19 protein-coding genes, 1 tRNA gene and 1 pseudogene are annotated in these 21,580 nt (G+C 65.8%); 9 read left to right on the top strand and 12 right to left on the bottom strand.

The features are described 5' to 3' along the window. Positions 1-1,521 (bottom strand): leucyl aminopeptidase, encoded by a 1,521-nt coding sequence (locus tag JT720_RS08935; RefSeq protein ID WP_205480893.1) that lies wholly within the window; start codon positions 1,519-1,521, stop codon positions 1-3. A 168-nt stretch (positions 1,522-1,689) separates the two neighbouring features. Between JT720_RS08935 and pgsA the strand changes: the two genes are divergently transcribed. Both pgsA and katG read left to right on the top strand, forming a co-directional pair. Continuing rightward, positions 1,690-2,256: a CDP-diacylglycerol--glycerol-3-phosphate 3-phosphatidyltransferase gene (gene pgsA, locus JT720_RS08930; protein ID WP_205480892.1), complete on the top strand. Its 567-nt coding sequence runs from the start codon at positions 1,690-1,692 to the stop codon at positions 2,254-2,256. A gap of 109 nt (positions 2,257-2,365) precedes the next feature. After that, complete coding sequence (gene katG / locus JT720_RS08925; protein WP_205480891.1) at positions 2,366-4,588, top strand: catalase/peroxidase HPI; 2,223 nt, start codon at positions 2,366-2,368, stop codon at positions 4,586-4,588. Between the two features lie 231 nt (positions 4,589-4,819). On the opposite strand, the gene JT720_RS08920 is transcribed toward katG, so the two are convergent. Continuing rightward, positions 4,820-5,764 carry a hydrogen peroxide-inducible genes activator gene (locus tag JT720_RS08920; protein ID WP_205480890.1) on the bottom strand — a complete coding sequence of 315 codons (945 nt, stop codon included), beginning with the start codon at positions 5,762-5,764 and terminating at the stop codon, positions 4,820-4,822. Between the two features lie 128 nt (positions 5,765-5,892). On the opposite strand from JT720_RS08920, the gene JT720_RS08915 reads away from it, so the two are divergent. The 3 genes from JT720_RS08915 to JT720_RS08905 all read left to right on the top strand — a co-directional run bounded on the left by JT720_RS08915 (position 5,893) and on the right by JT720_RS08905 (position 8,828). Then, positions 5,893-6,435: a peroxiredoxin gene (locus tag JT720_RS08915; RefSeq protein ID WP_205480889.1), complete on the top strand. Its 543-nt coding sequence runs from the start codon at positions 5,893-5,895 to the stop codon at positions 6,433-6,435. 137 nt (positions 6,436-6,572) lie between these two features. Next, positions 6,573-7,094, top strand: a complete 522-nt coding sequence (gene ahpD / locus JT720_RS08910) for an alkylhydroperoxidase, AhpD family (protein ID WP_192586945.1) — start codon at positions 6,573-6,575, stop codon at positions 7,092-7,094. A 66-nt stretch (positions 7,095-7,160) separates the two neighbouring features. Next, a complete protein-coding gene (locus tag JT720_RS08905) occupies positions 7,161-8,828 on the top strand; it encodes a serine hydrolase domain-containing protein (protein WP_205480888.1) in 1,668 nt (555 codons plus the stop codon). Here the strand turns inward: JT720_RS08905 and JT720_RS08900 are convergent. Further along, a complete protein-coding gene (locus tag JT720_RS08900; protein ID WP_237219825.1) occupies positions 8,825-9,418 on the bottom strand; it encodes a TetR/AcrR family transcriptional regulator in 594 nt (197 codons plus the stop codon). The genes JT720_RS08905 and JT720_RS08900 overlap by 4 nt on opposite strands. A 54-nt stretch (positions 9,419-9,472) precedes the next feature. Here JT720_RS08900 and JT720_RS08895 point away from each other — a divergent pair, with 54 nt between their 5' ends. Next, positions 9,473-10,360 carry a metal-dependent hydrolase gene (locus tag JT720_RS08895; RefSeq protein ID WP_205480887.1) on the top strand — a complete coding sequence of 296 codons (888 nt, stop codon included), beginning with the start codon at positions 9,473-9,475 and terminating at the stop codon, positions 10,358-10,360. A 3-nt stretch (positions 10,361-10,363) separates the two neighbouring features. On the opposite strand, the gene JT720_RS08890 is transcribed toward JT720_RS08895, so the two are convergent. From JT720_RS08890 to JT720_RS08870, 5 genes and pseudogenes are all read right to left on the bottom strand, one after another. After that, on the bottom strand, positions 10,364-10,909 hold the full coding sequence (locus tag JT720_RS08890) for a GNAT family N-acetyltransferase (RefSeq protein WP_205480886.1): 546 nt from the start codon (positions 10,907-10,909) through the stop codon (positions 10,364-10,366). Positions 10,910-11,073: 164 nt separating this feature from the next. Then, positions 11,074-11,355, bottom strand: coding sequence for a 50S ribosomal protein L27 (gene rpmA / locus JT720_RS08885; protein ID WP_205480884.1), 282 nt, complete (start codon positions 11,353-11,355; stop codon positions 11,074-11,076). A 144-nt stretch (positions 11,356-11,499) separates the two neighbouring features. After that, positions 11,500-11,895 (bottom strand): annotated as a pseudogene (gene rplU / locus JT720_RS08880) (50S ribosomal protein L21); the annotation flags it as partial. Between the two features lie 124 nt (positions 11,896-12,019). Beyond that, positions 12,020-12,370 carry a heat shock protein HspQ gene (hspQ, locus tag JT720_RS08875; RefSeq protein ID WP_237219826.1) on the bottom strand — a complete coding sequence of 117 codons (351 nt, stop codon included), beginning with the start codon at positions 12,368-12,370 and terminating at the stop codon, positions 12,020-12,022. Positions 12,371-12,432: 62 nt separating this feature from the next. Then, positions 12,433-13,110, bottom strand: coding sequence for an SDR family NAD(P)-dependent oxidoreductase (locus JT720_RS08870; RefSeq protein WP_205480878.1), 678 nt, complete (start codon positions 13,108-13,110; stop codon positions 12,433-12,435). 107 nt (positions 13,111-13,217) lie between these two features. Here JT720_RS08870 and JT720_RS08865 point away from each other — a divergent pair. Further along, a tRNA-Ser gene (locus tag JT720_RS08865) sits at positions 13,218-13,307 on the top strand. Between the two features lie 7 nt (positions 13,308-13,314). On the opposite strand, the gene JT720_RS08860 is transcribed toward JT720_RS08865, so the two are convergent. Next, the gene (locus JT720_RS08860; RefSeq protein WP_272873201.1) at positions 13,315-15,996 is read right to left on the bottom strand and encodes an alpha/beta fold hydrolase; all 2,682 of its coding nucleotides are present in this window, start codon (positions 15,994-15,996) and stop codon (positions 13,315-13,317) included. 324 nt (positions 15,997-16,320) lie between these two features. Here JT720_RS08860 and JT720_RS08855 point away from each other — a divergent pair, with 324 nt between their 5' ends. Both JT720_RS08855 and JT720_RS08850 read left to right on the top strand, forming a co-directional pair. Continuing rightward, a complete protein-coding gene (locus tag JT720_RS08855; RefSeq protein WP_205480874.1) occupies positions 16,321-17,226 on the top strand; it encodes a diiron oxygenase in 906 nt (301 codons plus the stop codon). A gap of 23 nt (positions 17,227-17,249) precedes the next feature. Next, positions 17,250-17,813 carry an OsmC family protein gene (locus JT720_RS08850; protein WP_205480873.1) on the top strand — a complete coding sequence of 188 codons (564 nt, stop codon included), beginning with the start codon at positions 17,250-17,252 and terminating at the stop codon, positions 17,811-17,813. An 81-nt stretch (positions 17,814-17,894) separates the two neighbouring features. Here the strand turns inward: JT720_RS08850 and JT720_RS08845 are convergent, their stop codons facing one another. The 3 genes from JT720_RS08845 to JT720_RS08835 form a co-directional block, all read right to left on the bottom strand. Further along, positions 17,895-18,338, bottom strand: coding sequence for a hypothetical protein (locus tag JT720_RS08845; protein ID WP_205480871.1), 444 nt, complete (start codon positions 18,336-18,338; stop codon positions 17,895-17,897). A gap of 401 nt (positions 18,339-18,739) precedes the next feature. After that, positions 18,740-19,681 (bottom strand): hypothetical protein, encoded by a 942-nt coding sequence (locus JT720_RS08840; protein ID WP_205480869.1) that lies wholly within the window; start codon positions 19,679-19,681, stop codon positions 18,740-18,742. Positions 19,682-19,774: 93 nt separating this feature from the next. Next, entirely contained in the window at positions 19,775-21,580 is a 1,806-nt protein-coding gene (locus tag JT720_RS08835) for a M56 family metallopeptidase (protein ID WP_205480867.1), read from the bottom strand.

Genomic DNA, 21,580 nt, shown 5'->3' with positions numbered 1-21,580 from the left:
TCAGTTGCCCGCGGTGAGAGAGGGGTTGGACGCACCTGGCCGGAAGTCACGAACGAACCGGTCGAGCAGCCTCACGCCGAATCCCGACAGACCTTCCGGCACCGTCGGAAGCGCCGAACTGCGGTTATCGACGCTCGCGATGTCGAGGTGAGCCCATGGCGTGCTGGCCACGAACTCACCGATGAAGTGCGCACCAAACCCTGCCCCGGGAGCGCCGCCCTCCACGACGTTCTGGAGGTCGGCGATGTCCGACTTCATGTCCTTCGCATAGTTGGGATGAAGCGGAAGCCGCCACAGCTCCTCGCCCGTTGCGGTGCCCGCGGCGGAAAGCTGGGCCGCAAGCCCTTCATGGCGGCTGAACAGGCCGGCATATTCATCACCAAGGGCCGTCGACACCGCACCGGTCAGGGTCGCGATATCGACGATCGCGGCCGGACGAAACTGCCGCTCGAGGTAAGCGACCGCATCGGCCAGGACCAACCGGCCTTCCGCGTCAGTGTTGAGGATCTCGATCGTCTTGCCGTTGTAGGCGCGGACCACGTCGCCCGGCCGGCTTGCGCTCCCGCTCGGCATGTTCTCCGCCAGTGCTGCCACACCGATCACGTTCACGGGAGCTTGCGATTTCGCAAGGCTAAGCACCGTGCCGACCACGGCGGCAGCGCCGGCCATGTCGCCCTTCATGGCCCACATGCCGCTCCCAGGCTTGAGCGAGATGCCGCCGGAGTCGAAGGTGATACCCTTGCCCGCGAGTCCGACGAGAGGGTTGTTCCCGGTGCCCCGATAGCGCACGATCAGCATGCGCGGCGGTCGCGCGGATCCTTTCCCCACGCTCAAGATTGCGCCCATCCCGAGCCGCTCCATGGCGGGTACGTCGAGCACTTCGATCGAGGCACCGCGCACGCCTGCAAACGCCTGTCGCGTCCGCTCGACGAAGACCTCCGGATAGAGCACGTTCGCCGGTTCCCGGATCAGGTCGCGGGCGAAGTTCGTGCCTTCGGCGAGTGCGGCGCCCTCGCGCTGGTAGCGCTGCGCGGTCGCTGCGTCGGAGCCCAGGATGACGAGCGGCGCCTCTGCTCCCGCCGGGCGCTTGGGATCGGCGGACTTGTAGCGGTCGAAACTGTAGCCTCCCAGCATCGCGCCGGTGGCGACGTGCAGCCCAGCCTGTGGGCCCGCGCTCGGAATCGTCTGGAGAAGAACGGCGACCGGCTCCCGCGATCCCTTGGTCTCCTGCGCGATCGTGCCGCCGAGGTCTTGCAACACCTTCGGCTCGAACGGCGGCTGCCCCATACCCATGACCAAGATGCGCGCCCATGGGCCGATCCCCCGAAGCGAAAGGGTCGAGCCCCGCTCGAAATCGAAGTCCGCGGATGCGAGTGCCCGGCGCACCGCCTCACGACTGCCGTCGTCCAGTACAGCCGCGGCATGGCCGAGGTGATCCGCGTTGCGGAGCGGCAGGACCAGGTCGGAACCGGCCGGAGCGGTGGCGGCGAACTGCACCGGGCGCTGAGCGGCGGCGGGCACAGAGAAAAGAATGCTTGTTCCCAGAGCCACCGCAAGCATCAGACGCATCGCCAATTTCCCGAGCCATTGAAGGGTTCGCGCGTCTTGGCGGGACTTGCCGGGGAGCACAATAGCGGCGTGGTGGCAGGGCTCCCGAAGTGGAGCAAAGGCCGCTAAGAGCGTTCGCGAATGCTGACGCTCCCGAACCTCCTGACCCTGTCGCGCATCCTCGCGGTGCCGATCCTCGTGTTCCTGCTGTGGAAGCCGACTCCGGTGGACTATGCGATCACCTTCGTCCTCTACTGCATCGTCGGCATCACGGACTATTTTGACGGCTATCTCGCCCGCGCCCAGGGCCAGATCAGCCGCCTGGGTCAGTTCCTCGACCCCATCGCCGACAAGATCATGGTGGCTGCCGTCATCATCATGCTGGTCTCCTCGCGGCGCGACAGCGGCGAGCCGATCATCCACGGGCTCCACATCATCCCCGCACTGGTCATCCTCCTGCGTGAGATGATTGTGTCCGGCCTGCGCGAGTTCCTGGCGCCGCTGCATGTCTCGGTACCGGTCAGCAAGCTGGCCAAGTGGAAGACCACCCTCCAGCTCGTGGCGCTCGGAGCGCTGATCCTGGCCGGTGCGGTGCCGGCGCAAGAGTGGGTGCACCAGGTTGGACTGGTCAGCCTCTGGGCGGCGGCGCTGCTGACTCTGATCACAGGGTGGGACTATCTGCGGGTGGGCATCCGGCACATGGACTGACCTGCACAACTTATCGATTTCCTTTGTCACATCAACGAAGCTTAATCGTTTTCGCTCGCCGATTACCTGGCCTAGTCTGCCCGAGGATTCTGACAGGAGGCTCAAGGTCATGGATGCGAAGACTGGCGATCTCGGCGGCTGCCCGATGCGGGGTGAGGTCAAGGCCCGCTCTCTGCTTGGCCGGCAGAACAAGGACTGGTGGCCTGACGCCCTGCCGATCGACATCCTCCATCAGCATGGCGTCTCGCCCGACCCCATGGGCGCCGATTACGATTATGCCGAGGCATTCAGACAGCTCGATTATCAGGCGCTGAAAGCCGACCTCACGGCGCTGATGACCGACAGCAAGGAATGGTGGCCTGCGGATTACGGCCACTATGGTCCCTTCATGATCCGCATGGCTTGGCATGCCGCAGGGACCTATCGCGTGACCGACGGCCGGGGCGGAGCGAATTCGGGTCAGCAAAGGTTCGAACCGCTCAACAGCTGGCCGGACAACGGCAACCTCGACAAGGCGCGGCGCCTGCTGTGGCCCATCAAGCAGAAGTACGGCAAGCACATCAGCTGGGCCGACCTGTTCATCCTCGCCGGCAACGTCGCGATCGAGAGCATGGGCGGGCCGGTGTTCGGCTTCGCCGGCGGCCGCAAGGACGTCTACCAGTCAGAAGGCGACACCTTCTGGGGCGCCGAGGAAATCTGGGTCAACCAAGGCGCCCAGACGCGCATCACGGAGGAGCTGCCCGAACTGGAGGGACCGCTGGCCGCCATTCAGATGGGCCTCATCTACGTCAATCCCGAGGGACCGGGCGGCAATCCCGACCCGCTTCAGTCCGCGCGCGACATGAAGGCGACCTTCCTGCGCATGGCGATGAACAGCGAGGAGACGGTGGCGCTGACCGCCGGCGGTCACGCATTCGGCAAGGCGCATGGCGCGAAGCCCGCGGACACGTTCGGGAAAGACCCTGCGTCAGAGGAGATTCACCGGCAGGGCTTCGGCTGGCTGACCGACGTGGAGGAGATTGGTAAGGGCCACATCACGACCTCAGGCATCGAGGGCAGTTGGTCCAACAACCCCACGAAATGGGGCGGCGATTATTTTCGGCTGCTGTTCAAGTACGACTATGAACTGGTCGAGAGCCCCGCGGGCGCCAAGCAGTGGCAGCCGATCAACCCCGATCCGGAGGATTTGGCGCCCGACGCCCGCGATCCCAACAAGCGCGTGCCGACCATGATGACTACGGCGGACATGGCGCTGAAGATGGACCCGGAGTTCCGTGAGATCTCGCTGCGCTTCAAGGACGATCAGGCGGCGCTGGACGACGCGTTTGCGCGGGCCTGGTTCAAGCTGACGCACCGCGACATGGGTCCGAAAATCCGCTACCTGGGGCCGGAAGTTCCTCAAGAAGATCTGATCTGGCAAGACCCGGTTCCCGCCGGAACGCTGCCCTCGGACGCGGAGGTCAGCGCGTTCAAGGAGAAGGTGCTCGCGAGCGGGCTGACCGTGTCCCAGCTCGTCAAGACGGCATGGGCGTCCGCTTCGACCTACCGGAAGTCCGACCATCGCGGCGGTGCGAACGGCGCCCGTATTGCACTTGCTCCGCAGAAAGACTGGGACGTCAACGAGCCGGAGCAGCTGAAGATCGTCCTCGACAAGCTCAACGAGCTGCGCGGCTCCATGAGTCTCGCCGACGCCATCGTTCTCGCCGGGTCGGCTGCGGTCGAGAAGGCGGCGCGTGACGCTGGCTTCAACGTCGAGGTGCCGTTCCATGGCGGCCGCGGCGACGCGACACAGGAATGGACCGACGTCGAGAGCTTCCGCTGGATGGAGCCGCAGGCGGATGGCTTCCGTAACTACCTGAAGACTCGCCAGCCGGTGAAGACGGAAGAGTTGCTGCTCGACAAGGCGTCGCTGCTCGGCCTGTCCGCACCGGAGATGACGGTGCTTCTCGGTGGTCTGCGGGTGCTCGGAGCGAACCACGGGGACAAGCCGGAGGGCGTGTTCACCCACCGCAAGGGGCAGCTGACCAACGACTTCTTCGTCAACCTGCTCGACAACGATACCTTCTGGGATCTGGTCGACGCATCGAGTGATGAGGAGTTCATCGGCTATGCGCGCAAGGGGCGGCAGGAGAAGTGGCGGGCGACCCGCACCGACCTTATCTTCGGGTCCAACTCGCAACTGCGCGCCACGGCAGAGGTCTACGCCGAGCGCGGCAACGAAGAGAAGTTCGTGCGCGACTTCATCAAGGCTTGGACCAAGGTGATGAACGCGGACCGCTTCGACCTGCTGCCGGACCGCAAGGTGTCGCGCGACGTGGCGACTGGCGTGTGAACACGGACGGCCTCGATCCGCGGCGCACCTGGTGGGTGCCCGCGGTGACGGCTCCGACGAGGAACTGGGAAGGAGCGCCGGGCTGCCGGCGTGGCGCCCGGTTCCTGGTTGACGACCAGACCCTGCGGCCGACGCGGGATCACGCAGTGCCGTTCGGAACCCGGTCCGAGTGTCTCCAATGGATCATGGCTCACCGGCTCGAGCTGACCCGCGCTCTCCCGGGGGCGCAGGTCAGGCCAGTCGAGCTGGCACGCTGGATGCTCGGGCTGGATTGAGCGCCGCGTGGTGTCGCCGAAGCGCGTCGCCCAGCAGCCGGAACTCTTCCGCTCTTGGACTGCCTCGCCGCCAGATGAGCGCGATGCGCCGAAGCGCATGATCAGCCTGGAGGGGCTTCACCGTTACGCCCGTTCCGGCGAGCAGTCCGGCGTCCACCGCCATCTTCGGGACCATGGTGACTCCAAGACCATTGTCGACCATCTGCACCAAAGTGTGCAGCGACGTGCCCATCATCATCGCCGATGCGCGCAGTTCCGGGCGGTTGCAGGCGGACAGCGCATGGTCCTTGAGGCAGTGCCCATCTTCCAGCAGCAGCAACCGTCCCGTGGCGATATCCTCCGGTTCTACCCGGGCCTTCAGCGGCTCTTCGCTCGCCGGAAAGGCGACAAGCAGCTCATCGTCGAACAGCTCCTCCGTATCCACGTCACCGCACGCATACGGCATCGCCAGCAGCACGCAGTCGAGCTGGCCCCGCTGCAAGGAGTCGCAAGCGGCCTGGCTGGTTTCTTCGCGCAAGTAGAGCTTCAGGCTCGGCCACTCGGCGCGCAGTTGCGGCAGTAGCGAGGGGAGCAGGAATGGAGCAATGGTCGGAATGACCCCCATGCGCAGTTCGCCGGTTAGCGGAGCGCGCTCGGCTCGGGCCATGTCCGCCAGCTCCTCCGATTCGTGCAGCACACGTCGCGCCTTCGCCACGATCCGCAGCCCGAGAGGCGTGAAACGGACCACCCGTCGCGTCCGTTCGACGAGCCTCGCGCCGAGCAGGGTCTCGAGCTCTCTCAGCGAGGCCGAGAGGGTCGACTGCGTGATGAAGCAACTCTCCGCGGCACGGCCGAAGTGCCCGTGGTCGTGCAGGGCGACCAGATATTGAAGTTGCTTCAACGTGGGTAGGTAGACAGTCATTGATCCATCCGATGAAGCTTATCGGATTAATCGGCTTGAACGCTGAGCGCCAGCCTCTACATGCTGCATCGCACACACGGCGTTCGCACTCGCGGGACGCCGTTTTTCTTACAAACAGGAGCGCAGTAATGCTTACCGTCGGTGACAAGATCCCCAGCCTCGTTCTTCCCGTGCAGCAGGGCACGTCCGCGCTCCCCGCCGGGGAGACGATTGACTTGGGCCAGACCAATGGCCGCTGGAAGATCCTGTTCTACTGGCCGAAGGACTTCACCTTCGTCTGCCCGACCGAGATCGTCGGTTATGGCGAGCTGAAGAACGACTTCGCCGACCGCGACGCCGACCTGATCGGCGCTTCGACCGACACCGCGCACGTGCACTTCGCCTGGCGCAAGTCGGACGAACAGCTGGCTGCCTGCGACTTCCCGTGGATTGCGGACAACGGCAAGCAGCTCGCCGAAGCGCTCGGCATCCTCGACCGCAACGAGCATGTCGCGTTCCGCGCGACCTTCATCATCGATCCGGACAACGTCATCCAGCACGTCACGGTCAACGGCCTCAACGTCGGCCGCAACCCGCAGGAAGCTCTTCGGGTGCTCGACGCTCTGCAGACCGACGAGCTGTGCCCGTGCAACTGGACGGCCGGTGACGAGGTGCTGAAGCCCGCGGCCTGAGCCACACCCACCAGTTCCCCTCCAGACCCCTATGGAGTGGGAGGAAGGGGTCTCGTACCCCCTGCGGGACCCCTTCCGACTTCATCAACAAGCAAGCGCCCGCGTTCATCCCGCGGGCGTTTTCGTCAGGAGAGACCATGTCTTCCCTCAAGGAATTCGCCGACACGCTTCCGGACTATGCCAAGGACCTGCGGCTGAACCTCGGCTCCATGCTCAACGACCAGACCCTTGGTGACCAGCGAAAGTGGGGCCTTCTGCTCGCCTGCGCGCATGGCTCCGGCTACCGGCCGCTGGTCGCCGCTGCCGAAGCGGACTGTGCGCCCAAGCTATCGCCGGAAGCCGCCAACGCGGCGCGCGCGGCCGCTGCGGTCATGGCGATGAACAACGTCTACTACCGCTTCGTCCACCTCGCCTCGAACCCGGAATACGGCAAGCTGCCCGCGCGGCTGCGCATGAACGTGATCGGCAATCCGGGCATCGAGAAGGACGACTTCGAGCTGTTCAGCCTCGCCGTGAGCGCGATGAACGGCTGCGGCATGTGCATCGACAGCCATGAGCGTGTGCTCCAGCAGCATGGCGTGAAGGCGGAGACCATCCAGGCTGCGGCCCGTGTCGCAGCCATCATGCAGGCGGTCGCCACGGTTCACGCCACTCTCTAAGCGCATGGGGCTTGACCTCTCCCTCTGTGTTAGTCACGTAAGACAGCGCAGAGGGAGAAGAGTCGAATGACAATGCGTTGGGGTGCGGCTGTCCTGCCGCTGGCGTTGATCTGGTCCGTACCGGCGGCGGCCGTTCCAGCGGGCTTCAAGGCGAAAGCGGATGCGCTTCTGGCGAACAGCTTCCCGGCTGACGCGCCCGGTGCCGCCGTCATCGTCATGGACGATGGCAAGATTGCCTATTCTGCCGGCCGCGGTCTCGCCAATGTCGATACGAGGCGGCCGATCACCCCTGACACGGTGTTCCGGCTCGGCTCCATCACCAAGCAGTTCACGGCGGCAGTGATTCTGCAGCTGGTCGAAGAGGGCAAGCTGTCCCTTTCGGACCCGCTTTCGAAATTCCTGCCGGACTATCCAAAACCGGGTGCCGCCGCGACGGTCGCGCAATTGCTCAATCATACGTCGGGTATCCAGAGTTACACGGGCATCCCCGGCTGGATGTCGAGCGACAAGCCCGCGACAGCAGTCACGACGGATAGCCTTATCGCGGAATTCCGTGAGAAGCCGGACGAGTTCCCCGCCGGCACCCGCTTTTCGTACAACAATTCCGGCTACGTCCTGCTCGGCGCGATCATCGAGAAGGTCAGCGGCAAGCCCTGGTACGTGGCGGTTGCCGACCGCATCACCAAGCCGCTCGGTCTCACGACGATACGCCACGGTTTGGATGAGCCGGGCATCAGCCAGATGGCCGCGGGCTACACGGATCGTGACGGAAAGGTCGCGCCCGCTCGGCCGATCCACATGAGCGTTCCACATGCCGCCGGCGCGCTGGTGGGCAGCGTTGGGGACCTGGCCAAGTGGGCCAAGGCGCTGCACGGCGGCAAGGTGGTCAAGAGCGAGACCTATCAGCAGATGATCGCCCGCACCCGGCTCTCGGACGGGAAAGAGGTCGATTACGCCTATGGTCTGTCGAACGGGGACGTGCGGGGTCGCCGGTCGATCGGCCATGGTGGCGGCATCTTCGGCTTCTCGACCGCAAGCCTTTATGTTCCAGACGAGGATGTGTTCGTCGCCGTTTTCGCCAATAGCGACGAGCCGCGCAGCTCGCCTGACATGACAGCGGTGAAACTGGCAGCCCTGGCGATCAATGACCCGTACCCCAGCTTCGCGCGGGTCGAGGTTCCCACCGCTGAGCTCGAGCCCTTGGTCGGAATGTACAAGCTGGCGGAAGGTGAGCGGAGCGTGTTCCTGCGCGATGGAAAGCTCTTCACCCGGCGAACGGGGGGCTCCGACCTCGAGGCGATTCCGGCGGGGCAGGGGCGCTTCTTCTATGCAAACAGCCTCACTTGGTTCACGGCTGCCCGGGACGCATCGGGCAAGCCGGTGATGACCTTCTACCAGAATGGCGCAAAGACGCCCGAAGTGTCCGCCTGGACTGGACCGATCCCGGCGGAAGCTGCCGCCGTGGAGGTGCCGCGGGCGACGCTGGAGCGGTATGCCGGAAATTACCAGTTCGGGCCTGCGCCGCTGCTGGTGGCCTTCGGCACCGATGGGCGGCTAACCGTCAAGCTCGGTTCTCAGAACTCGATCCCGATCGTTCCAACGAGTGCGACCGAGTTCCGGCTTGAAGGTGTCGATGCGCGGGTCACCTTCCACGAAAAGGATGGGGCGGTTTCGCACCTCACGGTCGATCAGGGTGGAAGCAAGCGCGACGCACAGCGCGTCGCTGCAAACTAATCCCTGAGCGATTCGCCGGCCAGTGCTTCGATCTGGGTGACCGCGACCTGGCGGACGGTTTCGCGGGGCAGGGCGCAGGCGCGCGCGACCTCCTGCCCGACGAGACTGTCCCCGATGGCGAGCAGGGTCAGCCCGAGCGTCATGCGGTCCACGGGTCGTTCGTCGCCTGCCGCCTTCATCAGGCGGACGATCCGATCGATGGTCTGGATCACCGGCTCGAGCGCCTCACGCTGGCGGGTCAATGCGATCCAGCCGATCAGCTCGCCAGCGCCTTCACGGCGGAACGCGTCGAACATGGCGTCGATGACGTCCCGTTCGGTCGCCTGGCCGAGGCGCCGCTTTTCGATCGCGCCTTCGATCGAGGCTGCCACCGTTTGCGCGATGTCCTCCGCCAGCGCCCGCTGCAGGCCCGCCGCGGATCCGAAGTGATGGAGCAGGTTGGCGTGAGTCCGCCCGATCCTCTTGGCTACGGACTGCAGGGTGACCGCAGCGGCACCATCGGTCTTCAACAGCTCGCGCGCCGCTCCGAGCGCCGCGGCGCGGCTCTCCTGCGGTGAAACTCTTTTGCGTCCGAGCAGTTTTATTGACATTGTTGTAAGCAATACCGATGATAGTGCCGCGCCTGTCAGGGTTGGAGGACACAGATGGCCGTTGCAAGTCTTCAGCGTAGCACGCCGACGCCCGCGGACCTGACGATCACGCCGCGCGACCGCCGGTTCGGGCGCGGTGAGAAGACAGCCCGCTGGTGGCTGGGCGGCGATCCGTACCAGACCGCGATCTTCAATGCCCTGTCGGCGACCTTCCCCAAGGGCGAGGCCTATTTCATCGAATCGGTCCGCGCGTTTCGGGATCGCGCGGACCCGGTGCTCGAGGGAGAGATCAAGGCCTTCACCACGCAGGAGGTCATACACAGCCGTGAGCACACCGAGTTCAACAAGCGTGCCGTCGAAGCCGGCTACGACCTGACCCCGCTGGAGCGGACCGTCGACGAGAGCCTCAAGCTGCTCGAGGGCCGGCCCAAGGTCCTGGACCTCGCCTCGACCATGGCGCTGGAGCATTTCACCGCGATCATCGCGCACGAACTGCTCGCCAACCCCAAGCACCTGGCCGGTGCGGATCAGGCCAGCGCCGACCTGTGGCGCTGGCATGCCGTCGAGGAGATCGAGCACAAGGGCGTCGCTTATGACACCTGGCTCGCGGCGACCAAGGATTGGTCGCGGTGGAAGCGGTGGAAGGTCAAGTCGATCATCATGCTGCTGGTCACACGCAACTTCGTCGAGCATCGGACGCAGGGGGCACTGGAGCTGCTGCGGCAGGACGGGCTGACCGGCAAGCGGGTTTTCGCCAGGCTGCTCTGGGCCATGTGGGGCTCGCCCGGCATGTTCCGGAAGGTCGCAGCGGCGTGGCTCAAGTATTTTCTGCCGGGGTTCCACCCGTGGAACGAGGACGACCGCGCGCTGATCCGCGGGTGGGACGCGACCTACGATTACCGGCAGGAGCCGCCAGCCAAGCGAGTGCGCACGGCGGTCTGACGATCAGGCCGCCAGTGCCTCCGAGCGCTCCCGCCGCTCGATCAGGCTCAGCCTGAAGAGCTTCGTCATCGCCTGCGCTCCCCGGGCGCAGCTCATCCTGGGAGCCGTGAGGCCGGTCGGGACGAAGCCGAGCTTCTCCAGCACCCGGCCGCTCGCGGGATTGTCGATGAAGTGCGAGCCCTCGAGCCGCGTCAGGCCGAGCGTGCGCGCGATTTCGATGAGGTGGCGCCCGGCTTCCGTCGCATAGCCGTGCCCCCAATGCGCCCGCGCGATCCAGTAGCCGAGTTCCACCGCACCGGATGGCCGCCGCGCCAGCCCGCATGCTCCCACGAGTTCGGGTTCCGCAGCAGTGCGCTTGAACAGCAGGAAGGTCGGCAGAGCCGGATCCTTCGGCATGGAGAGAAAGGCTTCCGCGTCCTTCAGGCCGTAAGGCCATGGCGCGGTCGCAAGGTTTCGCACGATCGCCTCGTCGGCAATCGCCTGAGCAAGTGCCGGTGCATCCTCAGCCCAGCCGGGCCGGAGCAGCAGCCGCTCGGTACGTGCGAACATTGGTACTCTCCCTCGCTCGAGAGCCCGCTAGAGGCCCTCCGTGACAGTTTCGGGAGAAGAAAAAGAAAGGGAGAAGAGGGGGCTTCCCTCTTCTCCCTTTCGAAACCCATTTCGGACCTCGGTTGGGCTGCCCCCTCCTGGGACGGCCCTTTAGCGACCGGTCCCTATTCAGCTGCTTCCGCGGTGGTCGGCATAATCGCTGCGACATGCACGAACTTGCGGCCCTGTCGGCCGTCGCGGAACTCCACGCGGCCGTCACAAAGCGCAAAAAGGGTATGGTCTTTGCCCAGGCCGACGTTGTCGCCCGGGTACCAGCGCGTGCCGCGCTGACGCACGATAATGTTTCCGCCGCGAACCGTCTCGCCGCCGAACTTCTTCACGCCAAGGCGCTTCGATTCCGAATCACGGCCGTTACGCGACGAGCCGCCTGCCTTCTTATGTGCCATCGTCGATTACTCTTCGGTCTGAGTGGCCGCCGCAGCAGCCTTCTTGCCCTTGCCCTTAGCAGGCGCAGCATTCTGAGTCGAGGTGTCCGCTTCGTGCGTCGCGGTGGTGCCCGCATCGGCCGGAGCCACGCCCTCAAAGCTGGTCGCTTCATCCGCCGCCGGAGCCGGAGCGCTCTCCGCCTTCGCGGCCTTGGCCTTCTTCGGCTTGGCCGCGGCCGCGTCGCCACCCGACGTGGCCTGCTCGCCGCCGATCGACACGATCCTCAGGATCGTGTGCTGCTGGCGATGGCCCTTCTTGCGACGATAATTGTGGCGGCGGCGCTTCTTGAACACCACGACCTTCTCGCCCTTGGCCTGGGCGACGATCTCGGCCGCCACCGTCAGCCCATCGGTGCCCTTCAGGTCCGAGCCGTCGCCGGCCAGCAGGACGTCCGAGAGGGTGACGCTGTCGCCGGCATTGCCGTCCAGCTTTTCGACGACGATCTTGTCTCCCGGGGCAACACGATATTGCTTGCCGCCCGTGCGCACGATTGCGAACATTGGCTCTTCTCTTTGCTCTAGAATCTCTCGTTTCCGCGCCGGCTTGCGCCCGGACCAGGGGTCCGCGCGCGGAAAGCGTGCCGCCTAAGGGAGGGGGCGGCAGGTGTCAACCGGAGACGGACCCCTAGTGGCGGTGTTCGCGCCGCAGGTGATAGCGTCCGGGTTCGAAGTGATCGAACAGGCCGTCGATGGCCGGATGGTCGATCGGATCCTCATCGTCGTCCCGCACCAGGTTCTGCTGGGACACATAGGCCACGTAGCTCGACTCCGCATTCTCGGCGAGCAGGTGGTAGAAGGGCTGGTCCTTGGACGGGCGGATCTCCACCGGAATGGCCTCGTACCATTCCTCCGTGTTCGCGAAGACCGGGTCCACGTCGAACACCACGCCCCGGAAATCGAGCAGCCGGTGGCGCACCACGTCCCCGATACCGAAGCGAGCACTGACCACTGGAGGTGCTGCCGGAACACTGTCCATGGCACCGAAACGTTGTTGGACTGACATGGCTGCAATCTAATGGTGCTGCGGCGCAACACAAGTCAGAACGGAATGGTCTTTCCGGCCCAATCGAAGCAGCCACCATTGTCCTCGGGTCCGAGCTTTTCGATGACGTCGAGCAGGTGGCCGGCGGAGGTGGCAGGCGTGAACAGCTTCTCCGGCGCAACCCCGCGCTGGAATGGAGCGCTCATCCGGGTGTCCACTGTACCGGGGTGCAGCGTCACGCAGATCGCATCGGGGCGGGACCGGGCGAGCTCGATGGAGGCAGTCCGCATCAACTGGTTCAGCGCCGCCTTGGACGCCCGGTATCCGTACCAGCCACCCAGCCGATTGTCCGAGATGCTCCCGACCCGCGCCGACAAGGCCGCGAAGACGGAGCGCCCGAGGGGTGGCAGCAGCGGAAGGAAATGGCGCGCCACGAGGGCAGGGCCGATTGCATTCACCGCAAAGCTTCGGGCGAGCGAGCCGGCGTGCAGATCGCGAAGGCTTCGCTCTGGTTGTTGGGAGCCATCATGCAGCAGGCCCGTCGCCACGACGATGCGATCGAAGGGGCCGGAGGCACGAAGACGCTCCGCGGCGGCTGCAATGCTTGCCGGCTGCTCCAGATCGATCGTGCCTGCGCTGCGGGACAGCCGCTGCACCTCCCCCCCGCGCGCTTCCAGGGCGTCGGCAAGTGCCTTCCCGATCCCGCCCGAAGCACCGATCACGATCGCCTTCATGCGGTCCGCAATCGCAAGTCATGCCGGGCTAGGCAAGCCGCGGGAGCGCTGCTAGAGGCGCGCGACCGACCTCCCGGCCGCACGCCGGGACTGCCTGGATCTCATGCGGAGAGGTGGCTGAGTGGTCGAAAGCACCGCACTCGAAATGCGGCGTACGGGCAACCGTACCGTGGGTTCGAATCCCACCCTCTCCGCCATGATCCCTCAGTCGCGCAGGAATTCGTGCAAGGCTGCTCGCGCTTGCGGCCAGCAAGGGTCGGAGACGGTCAGGATATGGTTCTGGCTGTCGAGCGCCCGAAGGGTCGCGTTTGGCAGCGCGTCCGCAATCCGTTCGACTCCTGCATACGGGCTCACCCGATCGCCGCGGCTGTGGATCAGCAGGACGGGCGCCCTTACCCGCTCCAGGTCCTCGGTCACGTCGATCAGCCCGTAGCAGCGTTGGGCCTCCTCGTTCAGGAAGACCGGATGACCCATCCGGGCGGCGCACCAGCGCATGACCTGCTCGTCGCAGTCCGGCACGACGAGAGAGCCCAGCACCCGGCCGAACCCGATCGGATCCCGCTCGAGCATCTGCCGGCCCATGGTCACGATGGTTGCGCGCGCGGCGATCTCGTCGGGATCGCCTCGCGCCAGGACCCCCTGCGCATAGCCTCCCACCAGCACCAGCTTGCGAACCCGTTCCGGGCGGCGCGCGGCGAAGGCGAGGGCCATGGGCGCGCTGTTGCTGAACGCCAGCAGGTCCACCTCCTGTTCCCCGGCGTACGCGACCTGCGCCGCGAGATCCTCGACCAGTCTCTCGAACTCGAAAGTGAGCGGGCTGGGGTCGGACTCCCCCCCGCCACGCACGTCCGCCCGGATGAGCGTGCGACCGCAGGCCAGCGCCGACGCGATCCAGTGCTTCCACAGCGGGCTCTCCGTATCGGGTCCGACATGGTGGAACCAGATACCCGGAACGATCAGCGCGGGCCCTTCGCCAAGCAGGGACAATGCGAGCCGGGTGCCGTCCTTCGACTTACAAGTCGCGCGCCGCTCGGACTTGAGCGCCTCCGTCAGCCGATTGCCCTCCGGGTTCGCCGGGGCCGGTTCGGGCTCCGCGAGGAAGCTCCGTGTCTCACGAACGAACAGGGGCCAGGCGGGCTCGCTGTCGAGCAGGATGTGATTGTGGCTTTCGAGCGGAACGAAGCGTGAGCCCGCTATCCCTGCCGCCAATTCCTCCCCCTGAGAGAAGGGGACGGCCTTGTCGTGTCGTGAGTGGAAGATCAGCGTCGGAGTCCGGACCTGCGTAAGCAACTCGCGGACGTCCAGCGAACCCAGCACCTGCTGCAGCCGGACTGCATTCTCGGGCGATGCCGACAGCCGCTGCATGTCGTTGAACCAGTCGGTCTGACGCTGATTGGCTTCGGGGATGTAGTGGCTGGTGAACAGCTGGCGGAAGATGGGGTCGTCGGACCCCCAGCCGGTGCGCGTCAGGGTCATCATCGCCTCGCGCCGTTCCACCTCTTCCGGAGCGGCGCGGACCTTCCAGCCGGCGGCATAGCCATTACAGATGACGAGCCGCCGGACCCGGTCCGGGTAACGCGTGGCAAAAGCGACTGCCACCGCCGCGCCCTGGCTGATGGCAAGCAGGTCGAACCGGTCCAGCCCCTGGCAGTCCACCACCGCCCGCAGGTCCTCGACGAATGCATCCAGCGACAACTCCGGCGTGTCCCAGTCGGACATGCCGTTCCCGCGTTCATCATAGCGTAGCAGGCAGTGATCGCGGGCCAGCTCCACCAGCCAGTGGCGCCACAGCGGACTGTCCCAGTCGTGGTCGATGTGGTTGAGCCAGTTGGCGGTCTTCACCAGCGGTGGACCTTCGCCCATTGACGAGTAGGCCAGGCGCGTTCCGTCGCGCGCGTGGCAATAACGGACGACTTGTTCGGGCAGCCCCGGCCGGGCCCTGCGTTCCCGCCGCTCCGCTTCAACGCGCTTCTTCCATGCGACCGGCGGCAAGCCGTATTCACGCTTGAACGCCCGATTGAACGCCGCTTCCGAGTTGAAGCCAACAGCGTAGGCTATGTTGGCAGTATTCTCCTTGCCGTCGCGCAGGAGGTTGGCGGCCCGCCGCATCCGCCACTTGGCGCAATAACGCATGGGGGACTCCCCCAGCGTGGCGGCGAAGCGCTCGCCCAGCACTGTTCGCGAAACCCCCGCCTCCCGCGCGAGCAACTCGACATCCAGCTCTTCTGCGTAGCGGCTGTGAATGGTCGCAAGCGCTTTAGCGACCGCGGAATCCCGGAGCCCGGCCAGCCAGCCGCCCTCGCCCGGTTCGACATGCTCCAGGTAGGCGCGAATGGACTGGGCGAACAGCAGCTCGGCAACCCGCGCGATGACGTCCGGTGCTTGGCGGTCGCCGGTCAGGAACTTGAGGTTGCTGTGCAGCCACTCGTCTGCCGCTTCGCCGGAATCCTCCACCACGAGCAGCGGCGGAAGGCAGTCCAGCAGGGGATGGCTCGGTCCGTCCACCCCCAGGAAGCCGCAGAAGAAGGCAACCTCCTCGCCCTCGCCGTCGATCTCGAACTTGGCCAGGCCGCGTTCGGTCATGCCGTTCAGGAAGTCGTGGGAATCGATCGGGCGGTCCCGCCGCTCGGTGAACAGCATGTGCTGATCGTTCCGCGGTAGCATCAGCACGCTTCCCTCGCCGGCTTCCACTGCCGGCATGCCGTCGACCTGCGCAAAGACGCGACCCTTGTGGATGTAGTGGTACGCGATGATCGGACCGTTGCCGGGGAACAGTGCCGCAACATCCTCCGGCTGCATCTGCGACGACACGCACCAGCGCCCACGGGCCGACCCTTCGAGGATCACTCCTCCGGTCAACCGCAGGGAGCCCAGAATGTCGGCCAGAACGTCCAGGAGCGGTTCCTTTCCGGCGTTTGGGTCAAATCATCCGGCATGACGGTCATTTTGGCAAATCGGCAGTCGTCCTAAAGACTGCCCAGCCACTCAGCCGGCGAACTCAAGAACTCCGCAAGTGCATCGCTTCGGAGCGGGGGCCGACTCGTGCCTGGCTCAACCAGGGAGAAGACAATGAACGACATCTACAGCCTTGTGCGGACCCGAAGTCTCACAATCACCTTGTGCTCGGTCGTGGTGGGCTTTTCGACCGCCGCCCTCGGGCTCGCTCCATTCATCTTCATGACGGCTTGATCCATTTCGCGGGAGGCAAGAATGTACCACGACTTCAACTATCAGCAGACCTTGGCGGCTTCGCTGCGCGGCGCCTGGCAGCTCGACGACGTGCTTCGGGAGGACCAGGAACTGGACTTCTCGCAGCCCTTCCTGCCCGAGAGCCTCGCCCGGACCGCGGATCTGGCGGAGCTCAGCCCGCAGGAGCGGCTGCTCCTCAATCAGATCAGCGCGCACGAGTATCTGTGCATGTTCGGCGTGGTGGAGGAGTTCATCCTGCCATTCCTGCTCGACCATGCGCGGCCATCGCTCAACGACGATGACTGGCGGGTCCGCGCCATCCTCAACTTCGCAAGCGAGGAGGCCAAGCACATCCACCTGTTCAAGCGGTTCCACGCAGCCTTCCTGCGCGGCTTCCCGGTCCAGCCGAAGATGATCGGACCGTCGGAAGCGATCGGAGCCGAGGTGCTTCGCCACGATCCGCTCAGCGTCGGCCTCGTCATCCTGATGATCGAGTGGATGACGCAGGCGCACTATCTCGGCTCGGTCCGCGACGACACGGGCCTCGACCCACTGTTCAAGGAACTGCTGCGCAATCACTGGATCGAGGAAGCCCAGCACGCCAAGCTCGATACCCTGATCGTCGAGGCGCTGGCCGAAGGCCGTACCGCGGAGCAGATCGACGAGGCCATCGACGGCTTCTTCGAGATCGGCGGCTTCCTCGATACGGGGCTCGCGGCCCAGGCCGCCTTCAACCTCGATGCGCTCGAAGCGGTGACCGGCCGCCCGGTGCCCAACCGCGACGCCGTGATCGCGCAGCAGCACCAGGCCGCCCGCTGGACCTACATCGGCTCCGGCATGGTCCACGACCGCTTCCGCGCGACGCTCGAGACACTCTCGCCGAATGCGGCCCGCCGGATTGCCGAAGCCGCGCCGATGTTTGCGTAAACCCTCAAGGAAGGAACAGAACAATGCTGGACACCACCACTCCCCAGATCGTCAACGACCTCAACCTCACCGCGCTCGGCGAAGTCGTCGAAGCGATCGAAAAGGACCCCTCGGAAGCCCTGGTCACCTTCAACGTGACCAGCCGCTGGGCCGGGCAGACCCGCAGCGAGACCACGGTCGACGGCTACACGATCGGCGGCCGCCACGTGCCCCGCAAGCACGTGATCCACGCCGACGAGCCGCTCGAGTTGCTCGGCAGCGACGGCGCTCCCAATCCGCAGGAACTGCTGATGGCCGCGTTCAATGCCTGCATCATGGTCGGCTATGTCGCCGGCGCTTCGGTGAAGGGCGTGCGTCTGGAATCGGTGGAGATCGAGACCCGGGGCACGCTGGACCTGCGCGGCTTCCTCGGCCTCAGCGACCAGGTCCCGCCGGGCTACGAGCAACTCGATTACCGGGTTCGGATCAAGGGCGACGGCAGCCCGGAGGACATGGAGGCCATCCACCAGACGGTGATGAAGACCTCGCCCAACTACTTCAACATCGGCCGGCCGATCCGCCTCAATGGTGAGCTCACGCTCACCTGATCGGGTTGGCCCGGCAGGGCAGGTGGGTCCCGGGGCGCAATCCCCGGGCCCCACTGGATGCTCCGCCGCTCAATCCGTTCTTCAGTGGATGCCGAACTTCGTCGGCAGGTCTGAGTCAAGGTAATAGAAAATCGCTAGGTAGACGGTCATCACCCCCAGCGCGATGCTGATGTCCCGCAGCCAGGTCATCTTGCCGGGCTCGTAGAGATCCCTGTCCGTCGCGTCGCCGAACGGGTCGTGGCCGAAGGATCCATCAGGACCGCGATCTTGAACGATCCGCCAGTACAGCCGCCTGATCCAGCTTGCAGCGCCGCCAGCGCGGTGCGGAGGAGGTGAGTGGGCGCTTACGGCATCGCCCATGCCCTGCGGCGCATCTGGGTGTCCGGCCAGCGTGTCACCTTTGTTTCCATGTCCACCAATCGGAGATCGTTGTTCCGATAGGTCCTGAAACGCGCCAGGCTCCTCGCTTCCTTGCTCCGCTAGACCCTCGTCGTGATGTGCAAACCCCGCTTGACGTTCGTTCACGCACAGCCCCCTCATCAGCGATGCTGCTGATCAGTTTTGTTGAATCGATCGAGGTGGGAGAGAGACTTAGCGCTCAGCGAGCCAAGCTATTCGACTTCCATGATGCTTTGCGAATTCTTCGCTGTTCCTCGTCGGCTACCGCGAATTATCGATCGCCAGCAATGCACCGACCGTCAACATGCTGACTGGTCCGATCCGGAGGAATACTAGGGGAAGAAGCCGGGTTGCCTGCGTCTGGCTCAAGAAAAACAGGCAGTGCGTTCCCGAAGGAGAAGGCCGCAAGTCTCCAGGCGCTATGCCAGGAGCCTTGCGGCTACAATCACGTTGTCCAACATCCGCAACCGGCCGCGCCATTTTTGCAGGTCTTGAGCCTTGGGCCGTACTGCGGCTGACGGCGGGCCCTAGGGCAGCAGGCCGGCAACCTTCAGACGGATCAGATCATCGGTCGAGATGGAGACCTGCGCTCCTCTCCGGGCCGACCGCGCGTCCTGAGGGGTGATGCCCAGCGCCTTGTACTCGATGATCTTGCCCACCGGCAGGCGGGCACCATCCCGTCCGAAGCTCGCGATATAGTCCGCCGTCACGCCCATGGCCTTCAGCTGGACGATCTCGTCTGCGGACAGGTCACCGTAACCGACACGCCGCAGCGAGGCGATGTAGGCGGGGGAGACGTCGAGCGCCTTCAGCTGTACGATCATGTCGGCGCTCAGACTTCCTGCACCCGCACGGCGCAGCTCCGCGACATAGGCCGGCGTCACTCCCAGCGCCTTGAACGCGAGCAGGTCGGCGATCTTCTCGGGCCGGTAGCCGCCCGCCGACAGGTCGGCGATGTAGCGGGCATCCACGTCCAGGGCGGCGAGCCCCGTAAGGTCGCTGATCGATGGCGCCGGATAGCTTGCGTCCGCGATCGCCTCCACCAGGGCACGGTTCGCCCCTACCATGGTTAGGTCCAGCGACTGGTCCTCCGTCGGTCGTCCGATCCCGCGCCGCGTGAGCAGATCGACGAACCCCTGGTCCGGGGTGAACCGGCAATCGCCAGATGACGCTCCGGCGCTCGCGGTCCCGGTGCAGTCCAGCCGTCCAGGCTCGCGAACCAGGGCGAAGCGCACCGGTCCCGCCGCCGGGCCGAAGGCCGCGGCGGGCACCAGGCCCTGCAGTTCCTCGCTGCGGTAGCTGCTGGAGAAGGTGCTGCGACTGCCGTCCGACAGGGTCAGCTGCACCCGGTCCCGGCTGCTCTTGGCCAGCTGGAAGCGCAGCTGCCCCATCTCGGCCGCGAAGCCGACGGACGTGACTCCGAGGCAGGTCAACAGGACGGCGATCAGGAGTGCAATTGGGCGGTTCATGGCGAACTCCTCCGGTCTGCTTGGGCAAGGCCCGTCCGTTCGCCCACGATGGGCGTTGGATGAGCGCTGCAATCGGGTTGGTTTCGGTTCGGCTTACTGGTCGTCGGTCGGATCGGGCTCCGGCGCATCGACCTCCGGCGGCTCGGGCGGCTCCGGCCCGATGTGCCCCGGCGGAGCCGGTGGCCGCGGGCTGCGCCGCAGCGCCGATGCCTTGATCCCGTGGGCGCGAAGCTCGATCAGCTTCTCAGGCGACAGGCCGGTGATCCCCGAAGCCCTGAGTTCCCGGACGTAACTCCCCGTCACTCCCAGGGCCTTCATCGCGGTGAGGTCGCCAAGGTCGATGCCCCGGTATCCCACGGCCGCCATCTCGGCCACATATGCGGGGTTGATCCCGACCGCTCGCGCACCCGTCAGGTCGCCGACGTCCCGTGGCCGGTAACCGGCCCGGCTCATCGCGGCCAGCCACTCCGGCGTGACCCCGACCGCCTTCATTCCCAGCAGGTCGTCGTCGTCGATCCGCAGCCCCGGTGCGGCGCTCCGGATGCGGGCGGCATAGTCGGGGCTCACTCCCAGGGCCTTTGCCGCCATCGCGCTTTCGATCGCCCGGTCTGCCGCTGCATCGGCGGCGTGGCGGATTCGCTCGATGTCGGCAGTCGGCACAGGCGGGGCGGGCGGGGCAGGGGGATGCGGATGAACATAGGCCAGCCGCGTTTCCACCTGCTGCTCGATGCGCCGCTCCAGCACGTCGGTGGGCACGGGCTTGCCGGTCAGTGCGGCATTCACGTGCGCGCTGACCACTTCGCCCGTCAGGGCCGTCGCACCCACGACGGACTGGGCGACCACGGACGGAAGCGACCGCTCCGGTTGAGGAGCGCTGACGTAATAGGGTTTGCTCGTGTCAGAAGCAGCGGCGGGAGCGAAGGTGACCGCCGCCAGCGGAGCAGCCGCGCCGATCACTCCCATCGCCATGCCGGCTGCGAAGCCACGGGCCACCGGCGTGCGGGGCAGGCTGGCGTCCAGCACCCGGCGGACGCGGCGGGTCAGACTACCCTTGCCCGGCGCGACGCCATGCGCGCCCAGCAGCAGGCCCTTGCAGTCGTGGCGGGCGACACCGACCAGCAGCTGGGCATAGTCAGCGCTCTCGACATTGGCGGCCAGCACCGCGTCATCCGCCGTTTCCTCGCGCAGCTGATGCGCTTCCCGGGCCAGGATCCAGACCAGCGGATTGAACCAGAAGATTGCGGTCACCGCGCGCGCCATCAGCAGCTTGGCCCAGTCCAGGCCGCGCACGTGCGCCAGCTCGTGGGCAATGATGGCCTCGGCTTCGTGGCGCGCTTCCAGTGCCTCGTCGTTGAGCAGGATGACCGGTCGCAGCACGCCCCAGCTGATCGGCGAATGAAGCTCGCTGCTCGTCAGCAGGGCGGTGCCGTGCTTGAACCCCATTCGCCGCTGCGCATGGGCCATGGCGCTCAGCCATGATGGCTCGACCAGCACCGTGGCCTTTGCCCGCAACGCGAGCAGGCGCAGCACGGCCAGCAGCGTCACGGCAAGCAGCACGGCCGCCGGAAACCCATAGAAGAGAGGCCACAGGCTGACCGGGTCGAAGCTGGGAGCGGCGACATTCGCCGGCGCGGCGGCAGGGGCCTCTGTCGCTGGCGAGCTCGGCGCCGGCGTCACGGCCGGGGTGTCACTCGAACCCACCGGCGCCGCGATCGGCGCTTCGACCACCAGCTGTGGTAGCACCACGGAGCCGATCGGCAGCAGCAGCAGCGCGAGCAGCCCGAAGTGCGCGACCATGCTGCGCTCGGCCGCGGAGCGGGAGCGCAGGAGGTGCAGAAGCCCAAGCGTGACTCCGGCGATCAACAGCGACTTGAGCGCGAAGGGGATCAGCAACTCCAT

The sequence above is a fragment of the Sphingomonas arenae genome (genome assembly GCF_016924655.1).
Classification (GTDB): Bacteria; Pseudomonadota; Alphaproteobacteria; order Sphingomonadales; family Sphingomonadaceae; genus Sphingomicrobium; species Sphingomicrobium arenae.
Note: the sequence above shows the minus strand (reverse complement) of the source record. Positions and strands in the feature narration are given on the sequence as shown.

What these genes read in the sequence shown, in the direction of transcription:
- pgsA (WP_205480892.1), top strand. Translation starts at nt 1,690, where the DNA reads ATGCTGACGCTCCCGAACCTCCTGACCCTGTCGCGCATCCTCGCGGTG.
- katG (WP_205480891.1), top strand. Translation starts at nt 2,366, where the DNA reads ATGGATGCGAAGACTGGCGATCTCGGCGGCTGCCCGATGCGGGGTGAG.
- JT720_RS08920 (WP_205480890.1), bottom strand. Translation starts at nt 5,764, where the DNA reads ATGACTGTCTACCTACCCACGTTGAAGCAACTTCAATATCTGGTCGCC.
- JT720_RS08915 (WP_205480889.1), top strand. Translation starts at nt 5,893, where the DNA reads ATGCTTACCGTCGGTGACAAGATCCCCAGCCTCGTTCTTCCCGTGCAG.
- ahpD (WP_192586945.1), top strand. Translation starts at nt 6,573, where the DNA reads ATGTCTTCCCTCAAGGAATTCGCCGACACGCTTCCGGACTATGCCAAG.
- JT720_RS08905 (WP_205480888.1), top strand. Translation starts at nt 7,161, where the DNA reads ATGACAATGCGTTGGGGTGCGGCTGTCCTGCCGCTGGCGTTGATCTGG.
- JT720_RS08900 (WP_237219825.1), bottom strand. Translation starts at nt 9,418, where the DNA reads ATGTCAATAAAACTGCTCGGACGCAAAAGAGTTTCACCGCAGGAGAGC.
- JT720_RS08895 (WP_205480887.1), top strand. Translation starts at nt 9,473, where the DNA reads ATGGCCGTTGCAAGTCTTCAGCGTAGCACGCCGACGCCCGCGGACCTG.
- JT720_RS08890 (WP_205480886.1), bottom strand. Translation starts at nt 10,909, where the DNA reads ATGTTCGCACGTACCGAGCGGCTGCTGCTCCGGCCCGGCTGGGCTGAG.
- rpmA (WP_205480884.1), bottom strand. Translation starts at nt 11,355, where the DNA reads ATGGCACATAAGAAGGCAGGCGGCTCGTCGCGTAACGGCCGTGATTCG.
- hspQ (WP_237219826.1), bottom strand. Translation starts at nt 12,370, where the DNA reads ATGGACAGTGTTCCGGCAGCACCTCCAGTGGTCAGTGCTCGCTTCGGT.
- JT720_RS08870 (WP_205480878.1), bottom strand. Translation starts at nt 13,110, where the DNA reads ATGAAGGCGATCGTGATCGGTGCTTCGGGCGGGATCGGGAAGGCACTT.
- JT720_RS08855 (WP_205480874.1), top strand. Translation starts at nt 16,321, where the DNA reads ATGTACCACGACTTCAACTATCAGCAGACCTTGGCGGCTTCGCTGCGC.
- JT720_RS08850 (WP_205480873.1), top strand. Translation starts at nt 17,250, where the DNA reads ATGCTGGACACCACCACTCCCCAGATCGTCAACGACCTCAACCTCACC.
- JT720_RS08840 (WP_205480869.1), bottom strand. Translation starts at nt 19,681, where the DNA reads ATGAACCGCCCAATTGCACTCCTGATCGCCGTCCTGTTGACCTGCCTC.
- JT720_RS08835 (WP_205480867.1), bottom strand. Translation starts at nt 21,580, where the DNA reads ATGGAGTTGCTGATCCCCTTCGCGCTCAAGTCGCTGTTGATCGCCGGA.